At 42.9% G+C, this 19,790-nt stretch carries 19 protein-coding genes and 1 pseudogene; 15 read left to right on the top strand and 5 right to left on the bottom strand.

Going from position 1 to position 19,790, the window contains the following annotated elements; translation table 11 throughout:
• Positions 1-245: 245 nt before the first annotated feature.
• Positions 246-2,402 (bottom strand): elongation factor G, encoded by a 2,157-nt coding sequence (locus HMPREF2794_RS01765; RefSeq protein ID WP_010539399.1) that lies wholly within the window; start codon positions 2,400-2,402, stop codon positions 246-248.
• Between the two features lie 388 nt (positions 2,403-2,790).
• Here HMPREF2794_RS01765 and hemW point away from each other — a divergent pair, with 388 nt between their 5' ends.
• The 8 genes from hemW to HMPREF2794_RS01725 all read left to right on the top strand — a co-directional run bounded on the left by hemW (position 2,791) and on the right by HMPREF2794_RS01725 (position 10,629).
• Entirely contained in the window at positions 2,791-3,921 is a 1,131-nt protein-coding gene (gene hemW, locus HMPREF2794_RS01760) for a radical SAM family heme chaperone HemW (RefSeq protein WP_010539400.1), read from the top strand.
• 18 nt (positions 3,922-3,939) lie between these two features.
• Complete coding sequence (locus tag HMPREF2794_RS01755) at positions 3,940-4,488, top strand: RNA polymerase sigma-70 factor (RefSeq protein ID WP_010539401.1); 549 nt, start codon at positions 3,940-3,942, stop codon at positions 4,486-4,488.
• A 149-nt stretch (positions 4,489-4,637) separates the two neighbouring features.
• On the top strand, positions 4,638-5,072 hold the full coding sequence (locus HMPREF2794_RS01750) for a hypothetical protein (RefSeq protein WP_022301588.1): 435 nt from the start codon (positions 4,638-4,640) through the stop codon (positions 5,070-5,072).
• 23 nt (positions 5,073-5,095) lie between these two features.
• Positions 5,096-5,974 (top strand): FecR family protein, encoded by an 879-nt coding sequence (locus HMPREF2794_RS01745; RefSeq protein WP_070750728.1) that lies wholly within the window; start codon positions 5,096-5,098, stop codon positions 5,972-5,974.
• On the top strand, positions 5,975-8,668 hold the full coding sequence (locus tag HMPREF2794_RS01740; RefSeq protein ID WP_070750726.1) for a TonB-dependent receptor: 2,694 nt from the start codon (positions 5,975-5,977) through the stop codon (positions 8,666-8,668).
• A gap of 6 nt (positions 8,669-8,674) precedes the next feature.
• Positions 8,675-9,691 (top strand): DUF4249 domain-containing protein, encoded by a 1,017-nt coding sequence (locus tag HMPREF2794_RS01735; RefSeq protein ID WP_070750724.1) that lies wholly within the window; start codon positions 8,675-8,677, stop codon positions 9,689-9,691.
• A 45-nt stretch (positions 9,692-9,736) separates the two neighbouring features.
• Positions 9,737-10,024 carry a LysO family transporter gene (locus HMPREF2794_RS01730; protein ID WP_010539406.1) on the top strand — a complete coding sequence of 96 codons (288 nt, stop codon included), beginning with the start codon at positions 9,737-9,739 and terminating at the stop codon, positions 10,022-10,024.
• Positions 10,021-10,629, top strand: a complete 609-nt coding sequence (locus HMPREF2794_RS01725; RefSeq protein WP_010539407.1) for a LysO family transporter — start codon at positions 10,021-10,023, stop codon at positions 10,627-10,629. Before HMPREF2794_RS01730 ends, HMPREF2794_RS01725 begins: the two co-directional genes overlap by 4 nt.
• Positions 10,630-10,752: 123 nt before the next feature.
• Here HMPREF2794_RS01725 and HMPREF2794_RS01720 read toward each other — a convergent pair whose 3' ends face one another.
• Complete coding sequence (locus HMPREF2794_RS01720) at positions 10,753-11,817, bottom strand: DUF2027 domain-containing protein (RefSeq protein WP_010539408.1); 1,065 nt, start codon at positions 11,815-11,817, stop codon at positions 10,753-10,755.
• Positions 11,818-12,007: 190 nt separating this feature from the next.
• On the opposite strand from HMPREF2794_RS01720, the gene HMPREF2794_RS01715 reads away from it, so the two are divergent.
• Positions 12,008-12,703, top strand: a complete 696-nt coding sequence (locus tag HMPREF2794_RS01715) for an HAD family hydrolase (protein ID WP_022301582.1) — start codon at positions 12,008-12,010, stop codon at positions 12,701-12,703.
• 35 nt (positions 12,704-12,738) lie between these two features.
• On the opposite strand, the gene HMPREF2794_RS01710 is transcribed toward HMPREF2794_RS01715, so the two are convergent.
• The gene (locus HMPREF2794_RS01710; protein ID WP_022301581.1) at positions 12,739-13,512 is read right to left on the bottom strand and encodes a response regulator transcription factor; all 774 of its coding nucleotides are present in this window, start codon (positions 13,510-13,512) and stop codon (positions 12,739-12,741) included.
• Positions 13,513-13,599: 87 nt separating this feature from the next.
• Here HMPREF2794_RS01710 and HMPREF2794_RS01705 point away from each other — a divergent pair, with 87 nt between their 5' ends.
• Positions 13,600-14,265, top strand: coding sequence for a DUF1349 domain-containing protein (locus HMPREF2794_RS01705; protein ID WP_010539411.1), 666 nt, complete (start codon positions 13,600-13,602; stop codon positions 14,263-14,265).
• Positions 14,266-14,405: 140 nt separating this feature from the next.
• Here HMPREF2794_RS01705 and HMPREF2794_RS01700 read toward each other — a convergent pair whose 3' ends face one another.
• Positions 14,406-15,461: a winged helix DNA-binding domain-containing protein gene (locus HMPREF2794_RS01700; protein ID WP_070750722.1), complete on the bottom strand. Its 1,056-nt coding sequence runs from the start codon at positions 15,459-15,461 to the stop codon at positions 14,406-14,408.
• Positions 15,462-15,725: 264 nt separating this feature from the next.
• On the opposite strand from HMPREF2794_RS01700, the gene HMPREF2794_RS01695 reads away from it, so the two are divergent.
• The 5 genes from HMPREF2794_RS01695 (at position 15,726) to HMPREF2794_RS01675 (ending at position 19,443) form a co-directional block, all read left to right on the top strand.
• On the top strand, positions 15,726-16,220 hold the full coding sequence (locus HMPREF2794_RS01695; protein WP_070750720.1) for an RNA polymerase sigma factor: 495 nt from the start codon (positions 15,726-15,728) through the stop codon (positions 16,218-16,220).
• Complete coding sequence (locus HMPREF2794_RS01690) at positions 16,207-16,797, top strand: hypothetical protein (RefSeq protein WP_070750718.1); 591 nt, start codon at positions 16,207-16,209, stop codon at positions 16,795-16,797. The genes HMPREF2794_RS01695 and HMPREF2794_RS01690 overlap by 14 nt, the downstream gene beginning before the upstream one ends.
• A 43-nt stretch (positions 16,798-16,840) precedes the next feature.
• A complete protein-coding gene (gene aroA, locus HMPREF2794_RS01685) occupies positions 16,841-18,070 on the top strand; it encodes a 3-phosphoshikimate 1-carboxyvinyltransferase (protein ID WP_055270605.1) in 1,230 nt (409 codons plus the stop codon).
• 13 nt (positions 18,071-18,083) lie between these two features.
• Entirely contained in the window at positions 18,084-18,653 is a 570-nt protein-coding gene (locus HMPREF2794_RS01680; RefSeq protein ID WP_010539414.1) for a Crp/Fnr family transcriptional regulator, read from the top strand.
• A 73-nt stretch (positions 18,654-18,726) separates the two neighbouring features.
• Positions 18,727-19,443 (top strand): SDR family NAD(P)-dependent oxidoreductase, encoded by a 717-nt coding sequence (locus HMPREF2794_RS01675; protein ID WP_070750717.1) that lies wholly within the window; start codon positions 18,727-18,729, stop codon positions 19,441-19,443.
• A 21-nt stretch (positions 19,444-19,464) separates the two neighbouring features.
• Here the strand turns inward: HMPREF2794_RS01675 and HMPREF2794_RS27450 are convergent.
• Positions 19,465-19,666 (bottom strand): annotated as a pseudogene (locus HMPREF2794_RS27450) (hypothetical protein); the annotation flags it as partial.
• Between the last annotated feature and the right edge of the window lie 124 nt (positions 19,667-19,790).

Raw genomic sequence — 19,790 nt, 5'->3', positions numbered from 1 at the left:
CTAATTAACACTCCTAGCACATTAACTTGATTTAACCGGAAGTTCCCGGAAATTAACCGTAAAGAGCTATTTAGGTTGTATTCTGATTACTACAACAATATAACTCCTTCTTTGGTTTGCAAATTTAATAAAAAATTAAATCTTTTCCTTGCGATTTTCCATCTTTATTAATCATAGTTAAACAAAAACCGCCACCTTTTACTTAAAAAAGGCAACGGTTTTAACAGTTTTGAGAGAATTATTGTTTATTCTTCCGTTTGTTTAGCCTCAAAATCTTTAATCAACTTCTCCTGAACATCTGTCGGAACAAGTTCATAACTAGCGAACTTCATGATAAATGAAGCACGTCCACCGGTGAGTGAACTAAGTGCTGTCGAGTAAGAAGACATCTCCTTCAAAGGTACTTTAGCAACAAGTTTCTCAAATCCCTTTTCGCTGCTCATACCCATAATCATGGCACGACGTCCCTGAAGATCTCCCATCACATCCCCCATTCTGTCAGACGGAACAAACACTTCCACATCATAAATCGGTTCCAAAATCTTCGGACCGGCATTTTTAAAGGCTTCACTGAAGGCATTACGTCCGGCAAGCATAAAGGAAATTTCATTTGAGTCTACCGGGTGCATCTTACCATCATACACAATTACACGCACATCACGCGCATACGAACCAGTCAACGGACCTTGTTCCAGACGAGACATGATACCTTTCATGATAGCAGGCAAGAAACGGGCATCGATAGAACCACCTACGATACTGTTAATAAATACCAGTTTACCACCCCATTCCAATGGAATTTCCTCGGTACCTCTCACGGTAATCTTGAATTCCTGTCCATTGAATTTATAAGTATCGGGCACAGGCATACCTTCTTTATAAGGTTCCACGATCAGGTGAACTTCACCAAACTGGCCGGCACCACCGGATTGCTTCTTATGACGATAGTCAGCACGGGCAGCTTTCGTAATTGTTTCACGATACGGAATCTTCGGTTCCTCGTATTTCACCTGAAGTTTCTCATTATTTTCCAGACGCCACTTCAATGTACGCAGATGGAACTCTCCTTGTCCGTGAACCAGTGTTTGTTTCAACTCTTTCGACTGTTCAATCACCCATGTCGGATCTTCTTCGCGCATACGATTCAAGATAGTCATCATCTTTTCTACATCCGCTTCATTCACCGGTTTGATAGCACGGGAATATTTAGAATTCGGATATTTGATAAAGTTGAATTTATAATCGCAGTCCTTACCGTTCAGTGTATTTCCTGTTTTCACATCCTTCAGTTTTACAGCAGCACCGATATCACCGGCCTGAAGTTCTTCCACTTTCACACGGTTACCACCGGCTACGACATAAATCTGAGCAATACGTTCTTTCGAACCACGGTCAGCGTTCAGCAAGTCATCGCCTTCACGAACCTTGCCACTCATTACTTTAAAGTAAGATACCTCACCGATATGCGGTTCGACACTCGTCTTAAAGAAATACAAAGATTCCGGTCCGTTAACATCCGGGGCCACTTCTTTACCGTCTGTATTTTCGACTTTCGGCATTTCAGAGACGAAAGGAACAACGTTGCCCAAGAATTCCATCAAACGGCGAACGCCCATGTCCTTACCACCACAAACGCAGAACACCGGGAACATACCTCTGGCAATCAAACCTTTACGGATACCTTCCCGCATTTCATCTTCTGTCAGAGAGTCTTGTTCAAAGAATTTCTCCATCAGACCTTCATCGTTTTCGGCAGCAGCTTCTACCAATGCTTTGTGCATTTCCATAGCCTTATCCATTTCTTCTGCCGGAATATCTTCAATCGTAGGAGCACCACCTTCGGGTTTCCACGAATATTTCTTCATTAACAATACGTCAATCAAAGCATTAAAGCCCGGACCTGTAGCAATAGGATATTGGATAGGAACCACTTTAGAGCCATATGCCTCTTTCAGTTGTTCAAGGATATTATCATAGTCGCATTTTTCATTATCAAGCTGGTTGACTAGAAAAATAACTGGCTTATTCAATTTTTCAGTATATCGGAAGTGATTTTGCGTACCGACTTCGACGCCGTATTGACCATTGAGAAGTATAATTGCTGTGTCGGTCACATTAAGTGCAGTTACCGTACTGCCAACGAAGTCGTCCGATCCCGGACAGTCTATAATATTAAGTTTTTTATTGTTCCATTCTACGTGGAGAACGGTAGAGAAAACGGAGTAACCATACTCTTGTTCAACAGGGAAATAATCGCTAACTGTGTTTTTTGCGGCAACAGATCCGCGACGTTTTATAACACCACTCTCGAAAAGCATTGCTTCCACGAGAGTGGTTTTCCCAGAGCCAGAACTTCCCAACAAGGCAATGTTCTTGATTTCATTAGTCTGATATACTTTCATAATATATAAGATTTTAGTAATTACTCAGTATGTTTCTCACATACCATTAATTTAGTGACGCGCAAATTAGGGATTTATTGGGGGAAAAGCAATATTTATGACAGTGTTACTAAACAATGTTATGTAACATAACCCCTTATTGAACAAAATAAACAATCACCCCCGATACCTAATTATCCACCATCGCATACTTCATTTCTTCAAGTCACAGCAGTCGGTTCGTTCCACAGCTATGGAACGAAAGGATAACAATAGTGGAACTAAAGGGAAACAACTATAGAACGAATTCCGGAATACGACTCAAAAACAAACAAATGCCTGAAAAAATACTAAGTTATCCAATAAATAGCCTTATTTTTGCCAGCTAGAACTCTTAAACAATGCAATTATGGCAGGTATTTATCTTCATATTCCCTTTTGCAAAACCCGCTGCATCTATTGCGATTTCTATTCCACTACCCGCAGCGAATTGAAGACACGTTATGTACGTGCCCTTTGCCGTGAACTGGAAATGCGAAAAAAATACCTGAAAGGAGAATATGTAGAAACCATTTATTTCGGAGGAGGTACCCCGTCCCAGTTGGAAGAAGAAGATTTCATACTTATATTTGATGTCATCCGCGAACAATATGGAATGGAACATTGCCGGGAAATAACCTTAGAAGCCAATCCCGATGACTTGACACCGGACTATCTGAAAATGCTCGCTTCCCTCCCATTCAACCGTATCAGTATGGGAATACAGACATTCGACGATACGACACTCCAATTGCTGAAACGCCGCCATACTTCCCGGACAGCCATCGAGGCAGTCCACAGATGCAGAGAGGCAGGGTTTCAAAACATCAGTATCGACCTTATATACGGACTGCCCGGAGAAACCAAAGAACGTTGGGAAAATGATCTCCGCCAAGCCACCAGCCTGAACGTAGAGCACATTTCCGCCTACCATCTGACTTACGAAGAAGATACACCTATATATAATATGTTGAAACAGCACCAGATAGAGGAAGTAGATGAAGATTCCAGCTTACAGTTCTTTACACTGCTGATCGAACATTTGCAGGAAGCGGGATACGAGCATTATGAAATATCCAATTTCTGTCGTCCCGGCAAATACTCCCGTCACAATACCTCGTACTGGAAAGGAATACCATATCTGGGCTGCGGACCGTCTGCACATTCGTTCAATGGAACAACACGCGAATGGAACGTGTCTTCCATCGACCTATATATAAAAGGTATAGAAGGAGACCGGCGTAACTTTGAAACAGAAAATCTGGATCAGACGACCCGTTACAACGAATTTATCATTACCACCATACGCACCGTATGGGGTACCCCTATAGAAAAACTAAAACAAGAGTTCGGTAATGAACTGTGGGAATATTGCCGGAAGATGTCTGCCCCCTATCTGGAAAATGGGAAACTGGAAATGCACGAAGGGGCCTTACGCCTGACACGAGAAGGAATTTTCATCTCCGACAGTATTATGAGCGACTTGCTTTGGGTTAACTAAAATATTAAAGATCAGCTGATGACCGAATCAGAAGTAAGAAAGTTATTACGGCAAATGAAGGAACTGGACTCACAAACAGCCTTCCGCGACTTCTATAACATGACTTACGACCGACTCTTCCGCATAGCCTATTATTACGTGAAACAGGAAGAATGGTCGCAGGAAATCGTGCTCGATATCTTCCTGAAACTATGGAAGCAGCGCGACACCCTCCTTGATGTAAAAAACATCGAGGACTATTGTTTTATTCTGGTCAAGAACGCTTCTCTCAATTATCTGGAAAAAGAATCAAAGTACACCACCATTCATTCCGATTCTTTGCCGGAACCACAGGAACAAAGCTATTCTCCGGAAGAGTCATTAATCAGCGAAGAATTGTTTGCAATTTATGTGAAAGCACTCGACCGGCTTCCGGAACGTTGTCGGGAAGTATTTATCCGTATTCGTGAAGAGAAGCAAAGCTATGCACAAGTAGCGGAAGAACTGGATATCAGCATAAAGACGGTGGATGCCCAACTCCAGAAAGCTGTTACCCGACTGAAAGAGATGATTCTGTCAAGTGGATGATTAAAACAGCCAACCACCCCCAGTTGCACGTTATTAAACCGGTTCTTTTTATATTAACGTTTATTTGCAAAAAGTGCGTAGGGAGTTTCTGTCAATCCCCTGTCTTTATCAGCAAACAAACCTATTAATCACTAAAAAAGACAGAAATGATGAAAAAGTTTAATGACACAAACGTTGGGCTCTTTGTCCTCTTAACAACATGTCTGAGTCTGTTTTCCTGCAACAACGACAATGACAACTTCCCCAAGGATTATGTAGGATTTGAGAAATCCACCCGAACCATTGAGTGTGACAAGAATCAATCCGAAAGTGAGTTGCAGATTAAAATTATAGCTGCCGACAAATCAAAAGAGGACAGGACAGTATTGCTCACTACTCCTGCTCTTCCTGCGGGACAGGCACCTATCATGAAACTGACAGAAAACAAAGTAACCATCAAGGCGGGACAGAAATCAGCTATGACCACCATCAAGTTTTATCCCCAAAAGATGATACTGAAACAACAGAATGTTACCTTATCCTGTACTCCCCAATGGAAAGAGGGCGGTATCAGCAAACTGACAATTCTGCTAAAACGAAAGTAGAAAGAAAGCTAAATAGAAAAAATATGAAATATACCGATAGAGAATTAGAAGAAATACTGAACAAGCTCATAGCTTCCACCCGCTCACCGAGAGGACGTTTTTCAGCAGCAGCCAGCTATCCGCAACTGGAGAAGAAGCTGAAATTCCATCATCACCGGTTATATCCGGTACGCACATTTGCGGCAGCGGCAGCAGTAGTCTTACTTTGTCTATCGGTATGGGCAGCTTATCTATATATGCAACCGGTATCCATACAGACAGTTACCACCCTGGCAGAAACACGCACCATCCTTCTGCCCGACGGTACTTCTGTCACGCTAAACCACTATTCTTCCCTTTCCTATCCGAAACAGTTCAAATCGGATAACCGGGAAGTGGAGCTGAGCGGAGAAGCCTATTTTGAGGTAAGCAAAAGCAAAAAACACCCGTTTATAGTGCAGACTGAAACGATTGACGTTCAAGTATTAGGTACTCATTTTAATGTCGATGCCTATCCTGACAATCCGGATGTAAAGACGACTTTACTAACGGGATCGGTAGCGGTCAGCAATAAAAACAACTCAGTACACATGGTTTTGAAACCAAACGAAGTAGCTATATATAATAAGGTGGAACAAAAGCTTACCCGCAAGGTACTGGAAAATGCCGGAGACGAAGTTTCCTGGCGCCACGGAGAGTTTATATTCGACGACCTACCTCTACAGGAGATTGCCCGCGAACTGTCCAACTCGTTCGGAACAACTATCCACATCGCCGATTCCACCCTGCGAAATTATCGGGTCACAGCACGATTCCGCAATGGAGAAGATCTGGAAACGATTTTGTCTGTATTGCACAATGCCGGTTATTTTAACTATTCACGAAACACTCAACAGATTACTATTACTCCAAAACTAGACTAAATGAAAACTATTCCTCAAGGACACCTGCCTGTCAGAACACTCGTTCTGATAGGTATGGTGATCCTTATCACTGCACAGGCATACGCACAAAATGCCAATGCCCGACTCACGCTCACGCTGCGAAATGCTACATTGAAGGAGTTCGTTAAGCGGATCGAGAACTCGACAGGATATTCCTTTATCTATGGCGAAGAAATCAACATCAGTCATAAAATCAACCTGAAAGTGAAAGATATGCCTTTGCATGAAATATTGGATCTCGTATTCAAAGATGAACCGATAAGTTATCAGTTCTCCGAGCGCTATATCCTCCTGCAAAAGAAGAAAAAGCAAAAGCCGGTAAGCCGCAAGTTTACTATCAGCGGATATGTTACCGACGGAACGTCTTCCGAGACGTTGATTGGTACTAATATCATTGAGAGTCATCAATATCAAGGCACTACTACCAATCCTTACGGCTTTTATAGTATTACTTTACCCGAAGGAGAAACGGAATTACGTTTCTCCTATTTGGGATACGCCACAGAGACACATAAATTCACTCTCTCACAAGATACACTATTGAATATCCGTATGAGAGGAAACGCACAATTACAGGAAGTAGTAGTCGTTTCGGATAAAGCAGAAGCAGGTACAGTAGCTACACAGATGGGATCAATTGAAATACCAATGGTTCAGATCAAGAACACTCCAAGCATACTGGGAGAAGCAGATGTAATGAAAGCTATCCAGTTAATGCCCGGAGTACAGGCAGGCGTAGACGGTTCGGCGGGATTATACATACGCGGTGGCAGTCCTGACCAAAATCTGATATTACTTGACGGGACCCCGGTATATAACGTAGATCATATGTTCGGATTCTTTTCCGTCTTTACCCCCGAAGCTATCAAAAAGGTTACTCTGTTTAAAAGTTCCTTTCCTGCACGTTTTGGCGGGCGTCTCTCCTCTGTCATTGATGTACGAACCAATGATGGAGATATGAAAAAGTATCATGGAACACTCAGTATCGGCTTACTGACCAGCAAGATAAATCTGGAAGGGCCGATCGTGAAAGACAAAACGTCATTCAACATATCCGCAAGACGTTCGTATGCAGATTTAATAGCCAAACCATTCATGCCCGATGACGAGAAATACAGTTATTACTTTTATGATATCAATGCAAAGATCAACCATAAATTTTCCGACCGAAGCCGCCTCTATTTAAGTGCTTACAATGGAAAAGACCATTTTGCTGCTGACTACGACAGCAATACAGATTATAAGGACGGCAGTAAGATGAATTGGGGGAACACAATCATTTCCGCCAGATGGAACTATATTTTCAATAACCGTCTGTTTAGCAATACAACCGTTTCTTACAACAACTACTTATTCGACATTAACGCATATACGAGCAATCAATATGCTCTCGGCAATGACGAAACCTTTACCAACCGATATTCTTCCGATTACCGCTCCGGCATTAACGACTGGCACTATCAGATAGACTTTGATTACAACCCCTCGCCCGTACATCATGTCAAGTTTGGTGCCGGATACATCTATCATCGTTTCCGTCCGGAAGTAATGACTTCCAAGATTTCTGACAGGACAGATGATCAGACATACCGTGACACCACTTACCATAACATGAATAATAGCCGGATTTACGCACACGAAGTATCCGCCTATGCAGAAGATAACCTAAAGATCAGCAGTCGCCTCCGCCTGAATCTCGGACTGCATTTTTCTTTATTTCATGTACAAAAACAAAGCTATTTTTCGCTACAGCCACGCATATCAGCCCGTTATCAACTGACGGATGACATAACGCTAAAAGCATCTTATACCAAAATGAGTCAGTATGTACATTTACTTTCATCCATGCCGATAGCTATGCCGACTGATTTGTGGGTTCCTGTAACAAAAGAAATAAAGCCGATGCAATCTCATCAATATTCTCTGGGAGGATATTATACAGGAATTAAAGGTTGGGAATTCTCGGTGGAAGGATATTACAAGGATATGCGCAATGTGCTGGAATATAAGGATGGAGTCAGCTTCTTCGGGTCCTCCACCGGATGGGAAAACAAAGTGGAAATGGGGAAAGGCCGCTCGGTAGGAATTGAGTTAATGGCACAGAAAACACTTGGAAAGACAACAGGATGGCTGTCATACACCTTATCCAAAAGCGACCGCAAATTTGCCAAAGGCGGCATAAACAATGGAGAACGTTTTCCATACAAATACGACCGCCGCCACAACATAAACCTGACAGTCAATCATAAATTCAACGAACGCATTGACATCGGTGCTTCATGGGTGTTTTATACGGGAGGGACAAGTACCATTCCCGAAGAAAAGACCGCCATAATCCGTCCCGGCAATGGGGCAAACAATGGTTATACTCCAGGATACGAGGACTACTACAATCCTGCTTACAACAACTCTCCCAATATCGGAGAATCTAATTATGTAGAACATCGCAATAATTACCGGTTACCGGCAAGCCACCGACTGAATATAGGAATCAATTTCAACAGAAAGACCAAACACGGAATGCGTATCTGGAATATTAGCTTATATAATGCATACAACTCCATGAATCCGGCATGGGTATACCGTGCATATAATTATGATGGAAAAGCCGTCATCAAAAAATACACCCTATTGCCCTGTATTCCGTCTTTTACCTACACTTATAAATTCTGAACCAACATGAGAACTTATACATATCATCCACTTATCCTATTAGTTATCATACTGTCAACAGTATCTTGTGAGAACGAGCTTCCTTTTAATATAAAAGATAATCCTCCCAAGTTGGTAATGAATGCCTTTATCAATGCCGACAGCCTGACCAATGTCTTATTTCTCAACCTTACGGGAAAAGACAATAGCACCCACATTGAAAATGCCACAGTTGAAGTGCGCGTCAACGGACAAATCAGAGAGACCCTGCGTCCTCTCCCTCCGGAAACAGATTATGACCAGCAATGCCGTTTCAACATGAACGGGACATTTTCTCCCGGTGACGTGGTACGCATCGATGCCCTTACAGATGACGGAAAATATCATGCCTGGGCAGAAGTTACCGTGCCACAGCGTCTTGATGAAATAGAAAACATTGATACGCTCACTGTCCCCTTAACACAAAATGGCTTCACTCAAGACTACATGCGTTACAAAATTACTTTCCGCGATCGTCCCAACGAAGAGAATTACTACCGTATAGTAGTAGGCAAGCAATTGACACTATGGGGATACAACCATGAGGAAGGAGGAGAGGACTATATTTATTGGACAAGACAGCTTGGCTATTCATTTATCGGTCGCGAAGATGTTGTGCTGACAGACGGACAACCGTCAACAGGAGATGACGAAGACAACGGACTATTCGACACAGCCAAAAACATTTACGGCGTATTTGATGATTCACGGTTCAGAAACTCATCCTACACCATGACGGTTTACAACAGTCCCAGTGTTAATAGCAGTTCTGGTTCCGACGGATATGGATATTATGATTCATTGGATGTCATCATCCGTTTATTAAGCATCACAGAAACGGAATATTACTACCTGAAAGCTCTCAATTTAGTAGATTCTGATGTTTACGATGAAACGATCAACGAACCCATCAGATACCCCAGTAATGTACATGGAGGTACCGGAATGGTAGGAATCAGCACGGAAGTCAGTAAAAAAGTACGGATCAGGACATGGCAGCGTTAACTATTTTACTACCTTCGCAGCAAAATCAAAAACTGACGTTTTACTATGTTTATTATCATTGGAATTATGCTAACCGGGATGCTCGTCGGCTACCTGTTGCGTAATAAAAGGCTATTATGGATACATAAGATAATCACTCTCCTGATATGGACCCTGCTCTTTCTCCTCGGAATTGATGTGGGAGGAAACGAGGCTATCATCAAAGGATTACATACATTGGGACTCGAAGCAATCATTATCACACTGGCAGCAGTGACTGGCAGTGTCCTGTGTGCATGGGGACTCTGGTACCTGTTATATATAAGAAACAGGAGAAAGGAGACAGAAGCATGAAAGGAAGTCTGATTATCGTCTCATTTTTTATCATTGGTACTCTTTGTGGATTTTACCATCTGATTCCTTATGACTTTACCGATAGCAAACTAAGTTATTATGCCCTCTGCGGACTGATGTTCTGCGTAGGCATCAGTATCGGTAATGACCCCAATACACTGAAAAGTTTCCGTTCCCTGAATCCCCGCCTGATGTTTCTTCCTGTCATGACGATACTGGGAACGCTGGCAGGTTGTGCCGTAGCGGGGATTTTCATGAGTCAAAGAACCTCTTTAGACTGTATGGCAGTGGGAGCCGGATTTGGTTACTATTCCCTCTCCAGTATATTCATCACCGAATATAAAGGCCCGGAATTAGGAACAATCGCATTGCTATCCAATATCATGCGTGAAATTATAGCATTGCTGGGTGCCCCGTTACTTGTGAAGTATTTCGGTAAACTGGCTCCTATCTCCGTAGGCGGAGCTACCACCATGGACACTACTCTTCCTATTATCACCCGATGTTCCGGAAAAGAATTCGTAATCATTTCTATCTTTCATGGTTTTGTCGTTGATTTCAGTGTCCCATTTCTGGTCACCTTTCTTTGCTCAATATCATTTTAACAGCAATATTCCTTCAGACTGAATTATATAATAAGAGAAAGGGTGGAGGCCGACTGAGCTCCCCACCCTTCTTTTTTTATCTCATCCCACCTGTCAGACTGTATTCCGGCAAGTATACCGATATTATTTAATAGTTACCATAGTAGCTCCGAAACCATATTCCTGAAAAGACGCATCCTGATAACGGTAATTGCTGTGCTTCCGTTTCAACTCATCAAGAATAGCTTTCCTCAGTACTCCGTCTCCTTTTCCGTGGATAAACACAATTTTCTGTTCACGCTTATCTTTATTGGCTTCTATCACTTCCCGGAATTTATCCAGCTGATAGTTCAGTATTTCACTGTTACTCATGCCTTTCGTATCATCCAACAAAGAATCGATATGAAGATCGATTTCAATAATTCCATTTCTCCCGCCTTGACCGTGATTCGGCTTTACAATAGGCTGTGACTTCGGTTTATCGACAAACTTTTTCTGCAATAAAGCCGACTGAATCTCTTCTGCCGATACATATACCTGCTTGGCAGGCACATCATCTTTCACAATATCATAAATCAAAGCAGGCTCTTCGAAGAAGTCAGAAGCACTGAATGTATGCAGTTTATAGAATTTCACCGTATCTATCCGCAGCTCCACACTAACGGCAGGTTTGATGGCAGCAGGCTTTCCGTCTTTGAAAGCGATCAGCTGGACAGCTACCCGTTCCATCTCATTCAACACATCTTTGGTAAACTCTTCCAATAGCAGTTTGGTATTCGGTTCTACCAGTCCATGCGAGCGATTGTTCCAGGCCTTTCCCTCCGCACTCAAATATGTGTAGTACAGATAATAGTTGCTGTCATTCACCAGATAGGCTTCAAAAGGAGTAGTCATCATCGCCTTGGCATCTTCGGGCACATAAGCCAAAAACACATTCAGCGTGTCTCCGCCACGCACCTCCGGCTGGCGTTGTATAACCGGCATTTCCGGTTTTACAGGTTTCACAGGCTCCTCCTGCTTCGGAGCTGTCGCACCGGGTTTACGCTTTATATTATAATCATCCGCTTCAATCACGACACATTCACGTATCGGCATCGGAATGTCAAAACCATCCGCATCTTCTACCAATACAAAATCTTTTCCTTTGAATCCTGTTACGACTCCACCGCCTACCTCACTGAGGAAGCGTACTTTATCTCCTATTTTCATTATTGTATCTCCTGTTAAAATTCAAAATTAAAATGGGTAACAAAGATAGGGATTTATATGAAAAAACAGGAAGATTCGGTTCTAAAAACAAAATGAGTGCCTTTATTCCCCCTTTTATATTAACTTTGTCCGCAAAATATAAACGGAATGCAGATCATTTCATTTTAGTTCTCTATTAATGACAAAACCGATGAATGAACTTATTAAAGTCATAGCTTTTGACGCGGACGATACGCTGTGGAGCAATGAACCTTTCTTTCAGGAAGTAGAAAAACAATATACACATCTACTGAAATCTTATGGCACTCCCAAAGAAATCTCAGCAGCTTTATTTCAAACAGAAATGAACAACCTGCAAATTCTGGGATATGGCGCCAAGGCTTTTACCCTTTCGATGGTTGAGACGGCACTACAAATCAGCAACCGGGAGATTGCCACCGACATCATTCAAGAAATTGTCGATTTAGGGAAATCTTTGTTGAAAATGCCTATCGAACTGCTGCCGGAGGTAAAGGAAACACTGAAAGCACTGAAAGAAACGGGAAAATACAAGCTAGTGGTCGCCACCAAAGGAGATTTGCTGGACCAGGAGAATAAACTGGAACGTTCGGGACTTTCCCCTTACTTTGACCACATCGAAGTGATGTCCGATAAAACGGAGAAAGAATACCTCCGGTTGCTGAATATCCTGCAAATAGCCCCTTCCGAACTCCTGATGGTGGGAAACTCCTTTAAATCAGATATTCAGCCTGTATTATCTCTGGGCGGATACGGGGTACATATTCCTTTTGAAGTGATGTGGAAGCACGAAGTGACAGACACGTTCACGCATGAGCGCCTGAAACAGGTGAAAAGATTCGATGACTTACTACCTTTGCTTGGATGAATACGCTGCCGGACAAATCCTGAAAGAAGAGAGTATCACAGCAATTTCATCAATTCCGCCGCCCGACAGGCTTCTATCGAGTTGCCGACAGAAAGTTTCTCCAGAATATTCTGCCGGTGGCGGTTGACAGTATTTACACTGATATAAAAAGTCGCAGCTATTTCTTTGCTCGACAGTCCTTTCCGTATGCAGCGCAGTATTTCCTTTTCGCGTTCCGAAAGGATATTGCGGTGCTCTTCCGAAAGGAATAATGTTTCTACTTCTCCACTTTCCATCTGTGTGATAGTAGCATAAATGCCCTGTTCCGGTCGCTGGTCGGCAGATAAGGAATAAAGGCAGAAGATCAGCCATACATTTCCGGAAGGAGTATTCTCCATAATCTGCACCAGATTATCAATATACTGGTAAACACCTTTCTCATTCATCATGCGCAATCTGCATCTTCCCCGGTATTTGAGCCGTTCATCGGGAGACATGGAGAAAGTCTTCTGAAAAAACTTATATTCCAGCAAACGCTTCTCCACCAAATCTTCGGGATGAATACGCCGGTAGATACAGTCTTCGTCCATCGAATCAATTACGCTTAAAGCAGCCTCTTCGGGAGTGAGTCCCAGAAAATGAGCCCATGGATGAACAGTAACGTAGCTCTTCCGGTTCGAAAGATCGGAAATGACGGCACATCCTCCATTAATCTCCGTCAGTGAACGGATAAACCGCTGGTGTTGTTCCACTACCCCGTAATCCAGCGTTTCATGTGCTGTCGGTTGCGTGGCATAAACTTCATCTATTTCTTTTTGCAGTACGTCCATCGTATAAAATGGTTATTATTCAGTATTGTCGCACGAACAGGTATGGCCTATCTTTGCACCACAAAGATAAATAAATAAGAAACGACCATGAAACATTTGAAAATCAAAATCATGTCAATCGCGTTATTGGCAGCAACAACTTCTTCTATGGGACAAAGTCTGAATAAAATGAACTGGCTGAATGAGCCTCAACAATGGGAAATAAAGGAAGGCAAAACTTTGGTGATGGACGTACCTGCCAAGACGGACTTCTGGCGGATTTCCCACTATGGATTTACGGTAGATGACGGGCCTTTCTACTATGCCACTTACGGTGGGGAGTTTGAAGTAAAGGTGAAGATAACGGGCAACTATGTGACCACATTCGACCAAATGGGATTGATGCTGCGCATCGACCACGAGAACTGGATAAAGGCAGGAGTTGAATACGTAGACGGCAAGCAGAATGTCAGCGCTGTAGTTACACACCACACAAGCGACTGGAGCGTAGTGCAACTACCGGATGCCCCGCGTTCCTTATGGATCAAGGCAGTCCGCCGGCTGGATGCAGTGGAAATCTTCTTCTCCCGTGACGATAAGGAGTACACGATGATGCGTACTTGCTGGTTACAGGATAACTGTCCGGTCATGGTAGGGCTGATGGGAGCTTGTCCGGATGGAAAAGGATTCACGGCTATATTCGAAGAGTTCAAGGTAACTCCGCTGGCAGATCAACGAAGACTGGAATGGGCTAAAAAACAAGCAAGTAAATAGGTAAGAAGAACCAATAAAAGGATAACATAGCGGAATACCCTTTCTGTCACATTCCCAAAGATACTGTCCGAGAAAATGAAAGAATAGAGATTACCTTCTTTTATTTTCCCGGACAGTATCTTTTCTTATGAAGAATAAAGCTATTTCCCAAGAAATTGAGCAAACTTCTGCTTTGCCTGATGCAACATTGCTTCATCCATATCGGCTTCCTGCCTGAAACACGAATATTCCAAATTGAGTCCTTTCTTCTTTGCCGATTTATTCCAGTTCCCGACAACCTGCCCTTTATGAAGGATAATCGGAAAGAATAGTCCATTGTTGGTAAACGCTTTGGGGTAATGTTCAAGAGGTAAAACATCCGTCCGGTCCTTATATCCCAACAAATATTCATCATAAGAAGGCAAAAGATGTATATCATCCGTCAGTTTGCCGCGAGTCCGGCAAGCGTCATGAATATACCATGTCTGCTCCTTCCATTGCTCAGTTGTCAGTTCCGATGCTATCAGATAAATAGCCTGCTTTGCATCCGAAACCGGCAGCCCCGACCACCAGACAAAGTCCTGCAAAACAGCAGGCGAGTGACTGCGGAAGTAGCTCCGTGCCAAACGTGCCAAAGACTCGTCTTTCGTTAACTCGGGCATCGGCGGCACCCGTTCTTCCAGAAGCGCATACGTACATTTACTTCCTTTATCTTCTCCACTACAAATAATGCCTTCTTGCTCCGCACGTGCCATAAAGCGGGTCATACGGTGGTTATCCGCCAAAATTCCCGAACGGTTAAAGTGTTCGGCGATTTCCTGCTTTGTCAGACTTTTCTTTCCACACAGAATCTTCTCCAACAGTTGATGACCTTTTGCATACAGTTCATCAGGGATATCCAGATCGTATCCTTTCGCAAAAGAATCATTGGCCGAAATAATACGTTGTGCCGAAAGTTTCAGCATCCAGCGGATATCCTCTGCCGCCACCAGATGCCACGTGGGACGCATCACATGAGTTCTCAGAATTTCCCCTTCGCGCAAAGCCTTCTCTACCGCTTGAATCGTAGCTGATTTCAAACGCATTCCCACTGCCCACTTCACCATGGGGTAATTTTGTGCCTGCATAGCTCCCATCCATGACACCAACTCTTTTGGTTCGCAGAAAAGCGGATTTACTAACTGCTGGTTCAGCAAACGGATATTCGGTATATTCATAGTTGATTATTTTATTTGCTACAAATATAAAGTTTCTTTGCTACAAATCATCATAAATTACATATCGGACGAAAGAATGGAGGAGCAAAAGCAACCAAATACATGATATAACCACTTTCAGGAGTTCCTGTTTTTTTGTAATGTGTACAAATAGATGAAAGTTATCCGGAAAACTGACATCGGTTATCATTTTTATTCTTTCTTTTGTAAGATACAGCAACAATCATACGACTAACTCTCCAAAATACATTAATATTCAAAGCAGTGGAAGAAGAATTTATTGGACTAATCAACCGGTATCAAGGGATATTACAAAAAATATGTAATGTCTATTTTTACCAACATCCTTATCGAGAAGATTACTATCAGGAGATACTTATCCGGATATGGAAGGCATATCCACAATTTAAGAAGGAAAGCACTTTTTCCACCTGGCTATACAGAGTCGCCCTAAATTCTGCAATTGATCTTGTCCGAAAAGAATCGATACAACCCGTCCACAGAGAGTTATCCGCCAAAGAATATTCCTTACAGGACAATCATTCTGAGGATAGCAATTCGGCAGAAAGGAAGGAGATACTATATCAGGCTATCAATCAGCTATCTGATATTGAAAAAGCAATCATACTTCTTTATCTCGAAGGATATGAATACAAAGAGATTTCTGCGGTCATTGGCATTTCGGAAAGTAATGTCGGAGTGAAAATCAATAGAATAAAGAAACAACTTATTAAACAGATAAATAATGGAAGAGAATAAATTGAAAGAGTTTTGGGACGAAGTTCATACAGATATAGAAATAAGCCGAGTCGATATCAAAGAAGTCATACACAAAAAACATTGCAATGTGATTTCCCGAATGTTGCGCCGTCAAAAGACATTAATTGTTTTATTTGCTATTTTCTTGATTGTCTCGATAGCTGCCAGCGTTTGGGATATGACCATCATGGGACAGCCCTCGCTCTCTTTATGGACCGGAAGTGCCTTTTTATTATTTTTACTTCTTTCTTCTATCGGACACTATCAACTACTTATACGGTCGGCAGACCTATGTTCAATAAAGGAATCCGGCGCAGTGCTCAAGAAAAGACTGGAACAAAGAATCAATATTGATTTCATCATATATCTAATCTTCTTTTATGGGACAGCACTCAGATTTATCAGTATGTATTTCAACCATTCCGATGAACTGAAAGAAGTTTCATTTATCTTAATACTCTTTGTAGGTATTCTTCTTGTCATCCCCTGGCTGATGAGATATCAGCAGAAACACCGATACCGATATTACTTCAACTCACTTGATAAGAGCAGGAAGCAGTTGGAAGTCTCCGAATAAATCTCTACTTTTGTACTTCATAACAAAGAATATACTTAGAATGATGCTCTATAAACTTATTTCCCCTTCGATGGTAAAGGCGACGATCCAGTTGCCGGCTTCTAAAAGTATCAGCAACCGTGCACTCATCATCAATGCGCTGGGCAAAGGTATTTATCCGCCGGAAAATCTGTCCGATTGCGATGATACCCAAGTCATGATAAAAGCCCTGACCGAAGGAAAAGAAACGATTGACATCATGGCAGCCGGCACCGCCATGCGCTTTCTGACTGCTTATCTGAGTGCAACTCCGGGAGAGCGGACCATTACAGGCACCGCACGTATGCAGCAACGCCCGATACAGATTCTGGTGAATGCCCTTCGCGAATTGGGAGCTGAGATAGAATACGTACACAACGAAGGATATCCTCCTCTCCGCATCAAAGGTGCAGAACTGAAAGGAAATGCAATCTCGCTAAAGGGAAATGTCAGTTCCCAATACATATCTGCCTTGTTGATGATAGGCCCGGTACTGAAAGACGGACTGACATTACACTTGACCGGAGAAATCATTTCCCGTCCTTATATCAATCTGACACTGCAATTAATGCAGGACTTCGGAGCCAAGGCTGCATGGACTTCGCCCAGCAGCATTTCCGTAGCTCCGCAGCCGTATCAGAGTGTTCCCTTCACCGTAGAAAGTGACTGGAGCGCTGCTTCCTACTGGTATCAGATCGCTGCTTTATCTCGCGAAGCAGAGATAGAACTGCCGGGACTATTCCACAACAGCTACCAGGGAGACAGTCGGGGAGCAGAGGTTTTCTCCCGTCTGGGAGTAACTACGGAATTTACCCCTCAGGGAGTGAAGATAAAAAAGACAGGCAAGGCACCGGAACGACTGGAAGAAGATTTCGTTGATATCCCGGACCTGGCACAGACGTTCGTTGTCACTTGTGCCTTATTGAATATCCCTTTCCGCTTCACGGGTTTGCAAAGTCTGAAAATAAAGGAAACGGACCGCATCGCCGCTTTGAGAACCGAACTTAAAAAGCTGGGCTACCTCATCGAAGAAGAAAATGACAGCGTATTGATGTGGAACGGCGAACGTTGCGAACCGGAAGAGACTCCTGTGATTGCAACTTACGAAGACCACCGGATGGCGATGGCATTCGCACCGGCAGTCATATCCTGCCCCAACCTGTTGATTGCCGACCCGCAAGTCGTTTCCAAATCGTATCCCGGTTATTGGGAAGATCTGAAACAGGCCGGATTTCAAGTCATAAACGAAGGCTAACTGCCGCTAAGCTGTGGAAGATTTCAACAAATATACTTCCCATATCAATTATTCCCCTATTGTAGATTTCGTATTACAGCAGGGGAAAGAGATTTCTTATAAAAAAGGAGAATACTTTGTCCGGCAAGGAGAAATCTGTAAGATAATGGGGTTTGTCGTTTCCGGTTCTTTCCGCTATTGCTGCACCAACAGTTCAGGCGAAAGCAGCATTGTCGGATATACATTCGACCATTCATTTGTCGGAAACTATCCGGCTTTTCAGTTGCAGGACAAATCTAATGTAGATATTCAAGCACTATGTGACTGTTCGGTATATGTGATCAGCCATACCCAACTGGCTGACTTCTACGATATCAATAACGACCACCAAAAACTGGGACGCCGAATAGCGGAAACTCTTTTATGGGAAATCTATGACCGGATGATTTCCATGTACAGTCTGACACCGGAAGAACGCTATCTTGATATTATCAACCGTTGTCCCGACTTACTGAAACTGATTACTTTAAAGGAGCTTGCCTCCTACCTCCTGATTCGTCCGGAAACGTTGAGCCGTATCCGGAGAAAAGTAGTTCAGAAGTAAATTCTTGATTTCAATCAAGATTTTATTCATGCTCCTCTCCTACCTTTGCAGGCAAACATAGTCTGTTGGATTTATGAAGAAAATAATAATTGTAGGTGCAACCTCCGGCATTGGTCGCGGATTGGCAGAACAATATGCCTGCGAAGACTGCCTTATCGGCATCACTGGCCGCCGTGAGAATCTGTTAAAAGAGATTTGCGCACAAGATAAAGATAAACTATTCTATCAGGTATGTGACATCACTCACACAGAAACTACCATTTCATCGCTGGAAACGCTTGTACAAGAAATGGGAGGCATGGATATGCTGATTATCAGTGCCGGAACGGGGGAGCTGAATCCGCAACTCTCCTATCAGCTCGAAGAACCGACTTTACGGACCAATGTGGTAGGATTTACCAATATAGCCGATTGGGGATTCCGGTATTTTGAACAACAAAAGGGCGGACATCTGATTACGATCTCCTCCGTAGGCGGAACACGCGGCAGCGGTGTTGCCCCGGCTTATAATGCCTCTAAAGCATATCAAATCAACTACATGGAGGGACTTCGGCAAAAAGCGGCAAAGCTGCCCTTCCCCATTTACACAACAGACATCCGCCCGGGGTTTGTAGATACAGCAATGGCGAAAGGAGAAGGATTGTTTTGGGTTACTCCTGTCGACAAAGCAGTGAAACAAATAAAAAGAGCGATATCAAAAAAGAAAAAGATAGCCTTCATCTCCAGAAGATGGAGATATGTGGCAGGGTTATTCAGACTGATTCCTTCTGCTCTTTATTGCAGAATGTAAACAGGGCAAACGCTCAATAATTTATACATTATCATTCTCTCTTTTTTCGCTTGTTTTTATTCCAATGACCTTGTCTCTTGTTTTCTCATCCCATCCACATGCTTTTCTCTTTCCCGCTATTCCCGGTTTTTCTGTCATCATCCTCTCTGAATTCCACATCCAGTACCCAATGTAATTCACTCTCAATAACCCAATGTGACCTTACGGATTTGAGTATGGTTATCACTCAATCCTTGCGACGCATTAATGGTGGTGAACAGGTGTTTCTTCCGGAAATAGAGAATACTCGGGGAGTAATTATTCAAATAATAGGGGTGAATGGGTCAAAATACAAATAGTTAATTATC

This window comes from Bacteroides sp. HMSC067B03, from assembly GCF_001811315.1.
Lineage (GTDB): Bacteria > Bacteroidota > Bacteroidia > Bacteroidales > Bacteroidaceae > Bacteroides > Bacteroides faecis.
This window is presented reverse-complemented; position numbering and strand designations above follow the sequence as displayed.